The sequence below is a fragment of the Cupriavidus sp. 94F1 genome (genome assembly GCF_057798875.1).
This window is the reverse complement of the sequence record NZ_JBYOJT010000001.1, coordinates 146753-159784: the sequence shown is the minus strand read 5'-3', so window position 1 is coordinate 159784 and position 13032 is coordinate 146753. Positions and strand designations below refer to the sequence as shown.

Below are 13032 nucleotides of genomic sequence, written 5' to 3'. Positions count from 1 at the left end.
GCGTTCTCCGGAATCGTTCAGGTGGCCTGCGCCTTGCGCGAGCGCGGCAGGTCGGCATAGGCCACTTCGGGCTGCGGCTTCTTGCGGCCGAACAGCGTGCCGTCCGATGTGCCGCCCGAGCAGCCGTTGCCGAAGCTGAAGCCGCAGCTGCCTTTCTCGTCGAAGCTGTCCTCGGACATTTCCTTGTGCGACGACGGCACCACGAAGCGGTCCTCGTAGTTGGCGATGGCCATGGTCTGGTACATGTCCTCAACCTGCGCAGGCGTCAGGCCCACCTGTTCGAGCACGGCCATGTCCTCGATGCCATCCACGTGCTGGCCGCGCTTGTAGGCGCGCATGGCCAGCATCTTTTCGAGCGCGCCAAGCACCGGGATGACATCGCCGGCGGTCAGCAGGTTGGCCAGGTACTTCACCGGGATGCGCAGGCTCTTGACGTCGGGGATCACGCCGTTCATGCCCATGAAGCCGGCTTCGGCGGCCGACTGGATCGGGGACAGCGGCGGGATGTACCAGACCATCGGCAGCGTGCGGTATTCCGGGTGCAGCGGGAAGGCCACCTTCCATTCGACGGCCATCTTGTAGACCGGCGACTTGCGCGCGGCGTCGATCCAGCGCTGCGCAATGCCCTGGCGCAGCGCCTCGGCCTGCACGGCCGGGTCGTTCGGGTCCAGGAAGATGTCGAGCTGCGACTGGTACAGGTCCCGCTCATCGGCCACCGAGGCGGCCTGTTCGATGCGGTCGGCGTCGTACAGCATCACGCCCAGATAGCGGATGCGGCCCACGCAGGTCTCCGAGCAGACCGTTGGCTGGCCGGCCTCGATGCGCGGATAGCAGAACACGCATTTCTCGGCCTTGCCGCTCTGCCAGTTGAAATAGATCTTCTTGTAGGGGCAGCCGGAGATGCACATGCGCCAGCCGCGGCACTTGTCCTGGTCCACCAGCACGATGCCGTCTTCCTCGCGCTTGTAGACCGACCCCGAGGGGCACGATGCCACGCAGGTCGGGTTCAGGCAGTGTTCGCACAGGCGCGGCAGGTACATCATGAACGTGTTCTCGAAGGTCGAGTACATGTCCTTCTGGATCTCGTCGAACAGCTTGTCGCGGCTGCGCGAGTCGAATTCGCCGCCCAGGTCGTCCTCCCAGTTCGGGCCCCATTCGATCTTCTCCATCCTCTGGCCGGTAATGGCCGAGACGGGGCGCGCCGTCGGCGGGGTCTCCACCAGCGGGGCCTTCTGCAGGTGTTCGTAGTCGTACGTGAACGGCTCGTAGTATTCGTCGATCTGCGGCAGGTTCGGGTTGGCGAACATGTTCGACAGGATCTTGCCCTTGCCACCCTGGCGCGGGGTCAGGCTGCCGTCGGCATTGCGCTTCCAGCCGCCGTTCCACTTGTCCTGGTTCTCCCACTCCTTGGGGAAGCCGATGCCGGGCTTGGTCTCGACGTTGTTGAACCAGGCGTATTCAACGCCTTCGCGGCTGGTCCAGACGTTCTTGCAGGTCACGGAGCAGGTATGGCAGCCGATGCACTTGTCGAGGTTCAGCACCATGGCCACTTGCGCGCGGATCTTCATTGCCATGCTCCTTCAGTCTTTTCTGCCTTGTTTTGGGGGGAGGGTGCTTCCTTGCGCGGACCTTCCAGCCAGTCCACCTTGTTCATCTTGCGAAGGATCACGAATTCGTCACGATTGCTGCCAACCGTGCCGTAGTAGTTGAAGCCATAGGCCAGCTGCGCGTAGCCGCCGATCATGTGCGTGGGTTTGGTCACCGCGCGCGTGACCGAGTTATGGATGCCGCCGCGCATGCCGCTGGTTTCCGCACCTGGCACATTGACGATTTTTTCCTGTGCGTGATACATCAGGCACATGCCCTGGGGCACCCGCTGCGACACCACCACCCGGGCGGTCAGCGTGCCGTTGACGTTGAACACTTCCACCCAGTCGTTGTCGCGGATGCCGTTGGCCTTGGCCTCGGCTTCCGAGATCCAGACGTGCGGGCCGCCGCGCGACAGCGTGAGCATGCGCAGGTTGTCCGAGTAGGTGGAGTGGATGCCCCACTTCTGGTGCGGCGTGATCCAGTTCAGCACCAGTTCCGGATTGCCGTTCGGCTTGCGGCCCAGCATCGGGCTCACCGTCTTGGTGTCGATGGCCGGCTTGTAGACGCATGCGCCTTCGCCGAAGTCCAGCATCCAGCGGTGGTCCTGGTAAAACTGCTGGCGGCCGGTCAGCGTGCGCCATGGAATCAGTTCGTGGACATTGGTGTAGCCGGCGTTGTAGCTGACTTCCTCCGATTCCAGGCCCGACCACGTCGGGGCCGAAATGATCTTGCGCGGTTGGGCCTGCACGTCGCGGAAGCGGATCTTGTCGTGCTCGCGGCCCGCGGCCAGGTGCGTATGGTCGCGCCCGGTGATCTTCGACAGCGCGTCCCAGGCCTTCACGGCCACGTGGCCGTTGGTTTCCGGGGCAAAGGTCAGGATCATCTCGGCGGCGTCGATGGCTGTTTCCAGCCTCGGACGGCCGTGGCTGATGCCCGGCTCGGTCACGGTCTTGCTCAGGTGGCCGATCTCGTGGACCTCATGCTTCGTGTCCCAGTTGATGCCCTTGCCGCCGTTGCCCAGCTTGTCCAGCAGCGGCCCGACCGACGTGAATTTCTTGTAGATGTCGGCGTAGTTGCGTTCGACCACCGTCATCGACGGGGCGGTCTTGCCCGGGATCAGGTCGCATTCGCCATGCTTCCAGTCCTTCGGCTCGAACGGCTGGCCCAGTTCGCCCGGGGTGTCGTGCAGCAGCGGCGTGCACACCAGATCCTCGCGCGTGCCCAGGTACGGGCCGGCAATCTCGCTGAACTTTTTCGCGATGGCCTTGTAGATTTCCCAGTCGGTCTTGCTTTCCCACAGCGGCTGCACGGCTTCGGACAGCGGGTGGATGAACGGGTGCATGTCCGACGTGTTCAGGTCGTCCTTTTCGTACCAGGTGGCCGTGGGCAGCACGATGTCGCCGTACAGGCAGGTGGTGCTCATGCGGAAGTCGAGCACGGTCAGCAGGTCGAGCTTGCCCTCCGCGGCCGGGCGCACCGTGACCTCGCTCGGCTTGATCGCGTCGTTCTCGTCGCCGAACACCGCGTTCTGCGTGCCGAGCAGGTACTTGAGAAAGTACTCGTGGCCCTTGCCCGAGCTGCCCAGGATATTCGACCGCCATACGAACATGTTGCGCGGGAAGTTGGCCGGGTTGTCGGGATCGTCGCAGGCAAACTGCAGCGCACCGGACTTGAGCTGTTCGACGGTGTGGGCGACCGGGTCCTTGCCGGCTGCGCGGGCGTCGGCCACCACATCCAGCGGGTTTCGGCCTAGCTGCGGCGCCGACGGCAGCCAGCCCATGCGCTCGGACTTGGCGTTCAGGTCCAGCAGCGACAGGTTGTCGTACCGCCTGTGATCGGCGGTCGGCGCCAGGATCTCGTCCACGCCAAGCTTCTCGTGGCGCCACTGGCTCGTGTGGTTGTAGAAGAACGATGTGCCGTTCATCTGGCGCGGCGGGCGCGACCAGTCGGAGCCGAAGGCCAGCGGCGCCCAGCCGAATTGCGGGCGCAGCTTTTCCTGGCCGACGTAATGGGCCCAGCCGCCACCGCTCTGGCCCACGCAACCGCACATCATCAGCAGGTTGATGATGCCGCGGTAGATCATGTCGTTGTGGTACCAATGGTTCAGCGCCGCGCCGACGATCACCATGCTCTTGCCATGTGTGCGATCGGCGTTGTCCGCGAACTCGCGTGCCACCTGGATCACGAGGTGGCGCGGCACGGTGGTGTGCTTTTCCTGCCAGGCCGGCGTGTAGGGCACGTCGTCGTCGAACGACGCGGCCACGTTGGGGCCGCCCAGGCCCTGGTCGACGCCGTAGTTGGCCAGCTGCAGGTCGTAGACGGTGGCCACACGCGCCACGGTGCCATCGGCCAGCGTCAGCCGGCGCACCGGCACGCGACGGCGCAGCAGCGCGTCGTGCTCGCCGCCAAAGTAGGGGAAGCCCACCTCGGCCACTTCGTCCTCGACACCGATCAGCGACAGGCGCGGGTCGATGTCCCGGCCGCTGCCGCCATCCTTCATTTCCAGGTTCCAGCGTCCCACCCTGGCGCCGTCGTCATGGGCGGCCTCGCCCCAGCGGAAGCCAATCGAGCCGTTGGGCGCAACGATCCCGCCGCTGGCCTGATCGATCACCAGCGTCTTCCATTCCGGATGATTGGACTGGTCCAGGTTGCCGTCCAGATGGGAGGCGCGCAGGAAGTGGTCGGGCACCAGCGTGCCGTCCTGGTCGCGCAGCAGCACCAGCATCGGCATGTCGGTGTACTGCTTCACGTAATCGCGGAAATACGATGACTTGCCGGTGGCGTGGAATTCCTTGAGCACCACGTGGCCCATGGCCATCGCCAGCGCGGCATCGGTGCCTTGCTTCGGGGCCAGCCAGATATCGCCGAACTTCACCATTTCGCCGAAATCCGATGACACGGCGACGGTCTTGGTGCCCTTGTAGCGGACTTCGGTATAGAAGTGCGCGTCAGGGGTACGCGTCTGCGGCACGTTCGAGCCCCAGACCATCAGGTAGGTGCTGTTGTACCAGTCGGCCGATTCGGGCACGTCGGTCTGCTCACCCCAGATTTGTGGGCTGGCGGGCGGCAGGTCGCAGTACCAGTCATAGAACGACAGGCAGGCCCCGCCGAGCAGGCTGAGGTAACGCGCCCCGGCCGCGTACGAGACCATCGACATGGCCGGAATTGGCGAAAATCCGATGACCCGATCCGGGCCGTACTGCTTGACCGTGAAGGCGTTGGCGGCGGCGATCATCTCGGTGGCCGTATCCCAGTCCGCCCGCACAAAGCCGCCCTGGCCGCGCACGCTCTTGTAGCGCGCGGCCTTCTCGGGGTCCTGGCTGATCGATGCCCACGCGGCGATCGGGTCCATGGTCTTGCGCGCCTCGCGCCACATCTCCATCAGGCGGCCGCGGATCATCGGATACTTCACGCGCTGCGCCGAATAGACGTACCAGCTGTACGACGCGCCGCGCGGGCAGCCACGCGGTTCGTGGTTGGGCAGGTCGGGACGGGTGCGCGGATAGTCGGTCTGCTGGGTTTCCCAGGTGATCAGCCCGTTCTTGACGTACACCTTCCACGAACACGACCCCGTGCAGTTCACGCCGTGCGTCGATCGCACGATCTTGTCGTGCTGCCAACGGCTGCGGTAGCTGTTTTCCCACGTGCGGTCTTCGTTGACCACCGCACCATGTCCGTCCGCGTACGTGGACTTCACACGCGACAGGAACTTCAGTCGATCCAGAAAATGAGACATTTCTTATGTTCTCCGCTTGCTTTTTGTGGGTGATGCCGCCTCAGCAGGGCATGGGGGCGTTCCGGCGTGCGTAGTACCACCAGGTCACCAGTACACAACTCAGATAGAAGGCGATGAAGCCGTAGAGCGCGGCATCGGGCGAGCCCGTCAGTTCCAGCGACGTGCCGAAGCTCTTCGGAATAAAGAAACCGCCATAGGCACCGATCGCGCCCGAGAAGCCCAGCACGGCGGCCGATTCCTTGCCGGCGTCCTGCTGGGCCTGCTTCTGCGCGGCGTCGCCCTTGCCGGCGGCGTCGCGCTGACGCTCGGTCAGGAAGATCACAGGGATCATGCGGAACGTGGAGCCGTTGCCGATGCCGGTCAGGGCGAACAGCACGATGAAAGCGGCCAGGAAGGCCTGGAAGTTGCCCGCCTGTCCGTCATGGGGCAGGGCGGACAGCACGGCGCAGACGGCCGCGATCATGCCGATGAAGGTCCAGAGCGTGACCCGCGCACCGCCAAGCTTGTCGGAGATCCAGCCCCCAACGGGGCGGGTCAGGGCGCCGACCAGCGGGCCCAGGAAGGCATAGGCCGTGGGGTTGATGCCCGGAAACTGTGATTTGGTCAGCAGCGCCAGTCCGGCCGAGAAGCCGATGAACGAGCCGAACGTGCCGATATAGAGCCAGCACATCAGCCAGTTGTGCTTGCGCTGGAAGATCACCGCCTGTTCCGCGAACGACGCGCGCGCATCGGCAATGTCGTTCATGCCGAACCACGCGGCCAGCGATGCCGCCACGATGAACGGCACCCAGATAAAGCCCGCGTTCTGCAGCCAGAGGCTTTGCGTGGCGCCGCCGGCCTGGTAGCCCTGCGGTTCGCCGCCGAACGCGCCGAACACGGCCACCGACACCACCAGCGGCGTGACGAACTGCACCACGGACACGCCGAGGTTGCCGATGCCGGCATTGAGCCCGGTGGCCAGCCCCTTCTTCGCCTTCGGGAAGAAGAAGCTGATATTGGCCATCGACGAACTGAAGTTGGCACCGCCCAGCCCGCACAGCAGGGCCAGCACCAGCAGCGTGGGGTAGCTGGTCGAAGGGTCGCGCAGCGCAAAGCCCATGCCCAGCGCCGGAATCAGCAGCAGCGCGGTGGAGATCGCCGTGAAGCGGCGGCCGCCGAACACCGGCACCAGGAACGAATAGAAGATGCGCAGCGTGGCGCCGGACAGGGCGGGCAGCGCGGTCAGCCAGAACAGCTGGTTCTTGGTGAACTGAAAGCCGGCGCGGTCAAGGTTGACGGCCACCACGCTCCATAGCATCCAGATCACGAAGGCCAGCATCAGGGCGGGAATCGAGATCCAGAGGTTGCGGTAGGCGATGCGTTCGCCCCGGTCGCGCCAGAACGTGGCGTTCTCGGGCTCCCAGCGGGTCAGTACGGTACTGGTCATGGTGTGCGAGACAGGAAAGTTGGGAAATCGCGGATCAGGCGGTCTGCGTGGACGGGTCCAGCGCGGCGGACGCCTCGGGCTGGGGCCGCGCACGCCGCTGCTCCGCGCGGTGGCTGTAGTGCATCCAGACCAGGCTCACGCAGACCGTGCCGTACATCAGCATGAAGCAGCTGCTGCGGATGCCGGTCAGGTCGGCCAGCGCGCCGAACAGGATCGGCAGGATGAAGCCGCCCAGGCCGCCGGCCAGGCCCACCACGCCCGACACCGCGCCGATGTTGTGCGTGAAGTCGTTAGAGATGAACTTGAAGACCGACGCCTTGCCGATGGCGAAGGCGATGCCGACCACGAACATCAGGATCGTGAACAGCGTAGGCGTCAGGGCGATCTGGAAGCTCTGCGGGCCAGTGACCGTGTGGATCACGAAGTCGGTCTTCGGGTAGCTCAGCAGGAAGAAGCCCACCCAGCTGACCCACATCACCCACCACGTGGTGCGGTGGGCGCCGTAGCGGTCAGAGATCCAGCCGCCGATCGCGCGCAGCACGCCGCCGGGCAGCGAGAAGCAGGCGGCCAGGAAGGCGGCGGTCTTGATGTCAAAGCCGTATTCGCCGATGTAGTACTTGGTCATCCACAGCGACAGGCCCACGTAGCCCCCGAACACCACCGAGTAGTACTGCGAGTAGCGCCACACGCGCGGGTCGCGCATTACGGCCAGCTGGGCGCGAAAGCTCGTGGCCGATGTGGAACGGTGGGCCGGGTTGCTGCGCGAAAACAGGAAAAATACGATGGCCGTGACCAGCATCGCCACCGAGTAGACCTTGGGCACGATTTCCCAGGTGCCGGCAGCCAGGATCAACGCCGGGGCCACGAACTTGGTCAGCGCGGCGCCCGAGTTGCCGGCCCCGAAGATGCCCATCGCCAGCCCCTGGCGCGAGCGCGGGAACCAGCGGGCCACATACGGCGTGCCCACCGAGAACGAGCCGCCGGCCAGCCCGACGAACAGCCCCAGCACCAGCAGCTGCCACAGCGTGTAGACATAGGAAATCAGCCAGATCGGGATTACCGTCAGCAGCATCAGGACGAAGAACACCACGCGGCCGCCGTAGCGGTCGGTCCAGATGCCCAGCGGTACGCGGATCAGCGAGCCACTGAGCACCGGGGTGGCGGCCAGCAGGCCGAATTCCGTGTCGTTGAGGCCGAGTTCGTTCTTGAGCGGGATGCCGAGCACCGCGAACATCATCCAGACGGCAAAGCAGATGGTGAACGCGAAGGTGCTGGACCAGAGCGTGGTCCAGGCGCCGGGCGGTACGGCTTGCGAGGCTTGGGAAGAGTGGGGTGCGGTGGGCATGGCCGGGTTCCGGAGTCACTTTGAGGAGTGATGCCAGAGTAGGCCTGCGGGTCTGCGCGGAACATTCGCCGGCCGTACAGCCGGAAGCGGGCGGGGCTATGCCGAGCGTACTAGTTCTTTCGGCATAGGCCCGCCGGAAAGCCGCGTGGGGCAGCGGTTACAGCGGGCCTGGCGCCAATGGCCGGCGTGGCGGCAACCAGGCTCGCTGCGACAGGTTCATGATTTAGATCAAATCGGATGCATCAGGCAAAACGGGTGACGGGCCCCCGCCCTGCCATGGCCTGGGACGCCTAGCGCACGAGCCTGGCGGCGCCGCGGCCGCCGCACCAGCGTGCCGCGCGGCGGCGGCGCGGCCTGCGTACCGCGTTGGCGGGCTGGCGTTCTCCTCCGTACGGGTTTTCCGAGAACGGAATCGGCGCATTCATATAGGCGTTGAGCTTGTCGCGCACGAACGACGTGTCGTCACCCACGCTGGAGATGATGCCTGTCGTGGCGCCGCCGCCGAGCAGCAGCGTGAAGATGCCGCGATACGGAAAGTCGGCGTAGGCCGGCCCGCTCACATCGAATGGCTCCGATCGCTTGAACATGTCTTCGGCGGTGGCGCCCATGGCCCAGTGGAACGCGGCCGGGAATTTCAGCGCGACGATCCGGGGATGGATGTTGTGATAGTCCGACCCAATCGCCGGATCGCCAAAGATGTAGGTGCCGCCCGTCCCCCAGTTCTGCGTGTCGAAGTCTTCGTTGACGGTGTCCGACACCAGCGGCGCATGGCTGGCCGGAATCTGCCAGGGCATGATCGGAACCTTGAGGTCACGGCTCAGCTCGGCGCAGAAGTCGAAGAAGCGCTCCCACTCGTGGGTCCAGTAGCAATAGCCATTGGCATAGCTGCGGATGGTGAAATCGTCGGCTTCATAGCGGTCCACGGCCAGGAAGTCCGGCGCGTTCGGGCCCTCGTGGACGCGCATGGCCCGGATGAACTCGGCCGTGGCCCGGGCATTCTGGACTGGCTCGTCGCCGGATGCGTAAATCCATTCCGATGCCCCGACACCCCACAGGTTGACCTGCCAGCCGAAGGTGATGGCGGGCGCCACGGTGCGGATCAACCAGTTCACGGCGGCGATATAGCCGCGGATGTTTTCCTCGATGTCCTGCGGGATCGTGGCCTGGACGTTCCAGTGATCGAGCGCCATCCGCAACGGCTCGCGGACCGGCATGGCGTACGCCGGACCGAATCCGCCTTGCTGGCAGGCCCCGAGGAAGTCCGGATTGATGACATAGCCCGCGGGCACCGGATGGCTGGCATCGGTATGTTCCTTCGCCAGGTTCAGCGACAGGATCAGGTTGGCCAGGCTGTGGGCCAGCCCCTGCTTGTTTGCCAGCTGCGTCGGCGTGTCGCCCAGCGACAGGTTGCAGGTATAGGAAACCAGCACCGGCAGCACCTGGTGGCCGCCGCCGATCTGCCGCTCGATATCGCGCGCCAGCAGCACGGTGGCGGTGGTCTGGTTGTCGGCGCTCAGGTAGGTATTGGCATCGCCGGCGCCATCGAACCCCGCGTACTTGAACACCGACGATGCGCGGGCCGCCACGAAGTCGGCGGCGTTGCCCGGTGTCAGGTCGGCGCAGCCCCCGAAACTCAGGAAGTCGGGGAACCCGCGCACGTTCAGGTTCGCGCCGCGGGCCACCTCGATCGTAAGCCGCGACACGCCGTTCTGCGCCACGCGCAGGGTATCGGGCGCCTGTACGTGATAGACCTGGCCGTCGATCAGGAAGTCCGCTACCTCCACGGTATAGGTCTGGGGCTGCACGGGCACGGCCAGCTCGTACGAGTGGGCGCCCGCCTCGACCGGGATATCCTGCCGATAGGTCATGTTGGCGGCCACCAGCCGCACTTCGAGCGGCACGCTGACGCCGACGTCGGAGACGATCTCGACCGGCAGCTTGACAAAGCCCGTGGTATCGACGGCCGTGGCATGCATTTCCGCGGAAGAGAACAGCACGTTCTGGACGTTGGCGTCAAGGTCGCGAAACTTGGCGGGAAAGGTGTAGCGGACGTTGTTCAGCGGATAGGGCGCCACGCTGATATCGACGACACCCGCGCGCGGCAGCCCGCCGAGCGGCATGATGCCACCCGGCGGCAGCAGGAATTCCACCAGCAGGTCGCCCGTGTTGCGCACCACCACGCTGATGTCGAGTTCTTCGTCCAGCAGTGGCTGGATGCGCTCGATCGCCACATTGAGGCGGCCGTAATACCGCGCATCCGAATAGCTGACGACCACTGCGGCGGTGCTGCCGGGGGTGACGGTGACCGTGGTGGGGTGCGCGACGGCGTCGGCCACCACCGTGTAGGCGGCATTGGACAGCGCGTCGACGCTGACCGCGTAGGTGCCGGCGGGCAGCGCCACCGGCGTGGTGGCGCCGGCTGCCACCGTTTCGACGTGCGTCTGCGAGCCCTGGGTGAACGTGATGGTTTGTGCCGCCGAGTAAAGCGCGGCGTCGGGCGGGGAGTCCGCCTGGACCCGTACCGTACCGCGGGTATCGGGGATCGCGTCGGCTTCCAGGGCGAAGGACGACAGGTAGGCCGCTGCATTGGGGCCGGTCAGGTCGCCGTTGATGCCGATCTTGATCGTGTCCTGGGCGGCGAATGTGTGGGGCGTCTCGAAGTCGAGCGTGGCCTCGACGCCCCAGGTCGTGCTGTCGATCCGGGCGTTTTCGGTGTGGGCCGTCGTGGCCTGCCAGCGCCAGAGCTGGACATTGAAGTCCGTGGGTTGCACCGCGGCCGGGGACTTGAACGCCAGGCCAAGGAAATGATCGATGCCGACTGACGAACCATCGGCATGGCGGATGTTTGCGATGTTGATCACGCCATACCACTGCGATGCCCCGCTTTCCACCTTGATGTCGAAAAGGATTGCCATGACTGTTGCCTCCCTGCCTGTGAACGCTGCGCACCATGCGCAGGCGTCAGCGCAGGATAGGAGGCAAGGTACTGGCCTGAGAATGGATTTGCCGCACGGCACGTCCGGCCCCGAGGGGTCCGGCGCGGCGTGCGGCAGTGGATTCCCTGGTGCTGACGGTCAGGGAGAGGCAGGAGGGGCGGCGGGCGGGCCCGGTGTGCGCGGGCCCCGTGCGGTTACGCCGAAGGCGGCGGCACGTAGCCGGCGGCCTGGTCGGCGCCTTCGCCGAAGAAATACTTCTCGGTCTGCTTGAGCAGGTACTGGCGCGCGCGGACGTCGGCCATGTTCAGGCGGTTCTCGTTGATCAGCATGGTCTGGTGCTTGAGCCAGCCAGCCCAGGCTTCCTTCGATACGCTCTGCCAGATCTTCTTGCCGAGATCGCCCGGCAGCGGCGGGAAGTCGAGGCCTTCGGCTTCCTTGTTCAGTTTGACGCAATGGACCATGCGGGCCATGAGGGACTCCTTTTTCGTGTGGCCGCTATTGTAGCCAAGCCGCGCCGGCGGGGCGGGGCCGGTGGCCCATGCCCCTGCGGCGGCTGTTGTCTTTGCGGACGTTGCGGGGTTACAGCTTCTTCATCAGCACCATCGACTTGCGCTGCCAGTTGTAGAGCTTGCGCTTGTCTTCCGGCAGGTCATCCACGGTGGCGTGCACGAAACCGCGCTTGAGGAACCAGTGCTCGGTGCGCGTGGTGAGCACGAACAGGCGGTCCAGGCCCAGCGAGCGGGCGCGGCGTTCGATGCGCTTGAGCAGGCGCTCGCCGTCGCCGGTGCCCTGGGCCTCGGCCGATACGGTCAGGCAGGCCATCTCGCCCATGTTCTCGCGCGGGAACGCATACAGCGCGGCACAGCCGAACAGCACGTTGTCGTGCTCGATCACCGAGAACTTGTCGATGTCGCGCTCGATCAGGTGACGCCCGCGCGGCACCAGCGTGCCGTCGGCCTCCAGCGGCGCGATCAGCTGCAGGATGCCGCCCACGTCGTCGAGGGTGGCTTCGCGCAGGCTTTCCAGGTCGGTATCGGACACCATCGTGCCCACGCCATCGTGCAGGAACAACTCCAGCAGCACCGAGCCGTCCATGTCGAACGGGATCAGGTGGGCGCGGGGCACGCCACCCTTGAGCGCCTTGACCAGATGCTCGAGGTAGTACGCCACGTCGGGCGGCAGGTGGTTGTTCTGCAGCCGCTCCACGGCGGTGCGCAGCGACATTTCCTTCATCAGCTTGCCCACGGCGTCGGGCACGCCCGGCACCTCGGTGATGAAGATCAGCTTGTCGGCCTTGAGCGCGCTGGCCGTGGCGCTGGCCACGTCTTCCATTGACAGGTTGAACGCCTGGCCTGTCGGCGAGAAGCCCAGTGGCGACAGCAGCACGATCTTGCCGTGCGACAGCGACATGCGCATAGACTCATCGTCGATCTTGCGCACCAGCCCCGTGTGCTGGTAATCCACGCCGTTGACGATGCCGACCGGCCGCGCCGTGATGAAGTTTCCCGACACCACCGACAGCTGGGCGCCGGCCATCGGGGTATTGGGCAGGCCCTGGCTGAAGGCCGCCTCGATGTCCAGACGCAGTTCGCCGGCCGCTTCCTTGGCGCATTCGAGCGCGGCGTTGTCGGTGATCCGCACGCCATCGGCAAACTGCGACTGCACGTTGCGCAGGCCCAACTGCTCTTCCACCTGGGGGCGCGAGCCAAAGACCAGCACCACGTGCATGCCCATGGCGTGCAGCAGCGCCACGTCGTTGACCAGTGCGTTGAGCACGCCGGCCTTGACCAGTTCGCCGCTGAAGGCGATCACGAAGGTCTTGCCGCGGAACGTGTGGATGTACGGGGCGACGGCGCGCAGCCAGTCGACGAACTGCTGCTGGTCGGGGCCGCTGGCCTCGGCCAGATCGGCGCCGGCCGACGCTGACGGGATGGGCGTGGCGGGCTCGGCAGTGGTCATCGGGACAGTCGACGGATCGGCGGGCGAGGGCGGGTCGGCA

The 13032-nt window shown here is 65.6% G+C and carries 7 protein-coding genes; all 7 read right to left on the bottom strand.

Annotation, left to right across the window (positions count from 1 at the left end; genetic code table 11):
• Positions 1–17: 17 nt before the first annotated feature.
• The 7 genes from narH to argA all read right to left on the bottom strand — a co-directional run bounded on the left by narH (position 18) and on the right by argA (position 12992).
• Complete coding sequence (gene narH, locus AC3FJ6_RS00675) at positions 18–1568, bottom strand: nitrate reductase subunit beta (RefSeq protein WP_488770763.1); 1551 nt, start codon at positions 1566–1568, stop codon at positions 18–20.
• Positions 1565–5326, bottom strand: a complete 3762-nt coding sequence (locus AC3FJ6_RS00670; protein WP_488770338.1) for a nitrate reductase subunit alpha — start codon at positions 5324–5326, stop codon at positions 1565–1567. The genes narH and AC3FJ6_RS00670 overlap by 4 nt, the downstream gene beginning before the upstream one ends.
• A 40-nt stretch (positions 5327–5366) precedes the next feature.
• Positions 5367–6752 carry a NarK family nitrate/nitrite MFS transporter gene (locus AC3FJ6_RS00665; protein WP_488770337.1) on the bottom strand — a complete coding sequence of 462 codons (1386 nt, stop codon included), beginning with the start codon at positions 6750–6752 and terminating at the stop codon, positions 5367–5369.
• 34 nt (positions 6753–6786) lie between these two features.
• Positions 6787–8097: an MFS transporter gene (locus tag AC3FJ6_RS00660; RefSeq protein ID WP_488770336.1), complete on the bottom strand. Its 1311-nt coding sequence runs from the start codon at positions 8095–8097 to the stop codon at positions 6787–6789.
• Positions 8098–8387: 290 nt separating this feature from the next.
• Entirely contained in the window at positions 8388–11012 is a 2625-nt protein-coding gene (locus AC3FJ6_RS00655; protein ID WP_488770335.1) for a hypothetical protein, read from the bottom strand.
• Between the two features lie 215 nt (positions 11013–11227).
• Positions 11228–11503: an oxidative damage protection protein gene (locus tag AC3FJ6_RS00650; RefSeq protein WP_066733742.1), complete on the bottom strand. Its 276-nt coding sequence runs from the start codon at positions 11501–11503 to the stop codon at positions 11228–11230.
• Positions 11504–11612: 109 nt separating this feature from the next.
• Positions 11613–12992, bottom strand: a complete 1380-nt coding sequence (gene argA / locus AC3FJ6_RS00645) for an amino-acid N-acetyltransferase (RefSeq protein ID WP_488770334.1) — start codon at positions 12990–12992, stop codon at positions 11613–11615.
• Positions 12993–13032 lie beyond the last annotated feature (40 nt).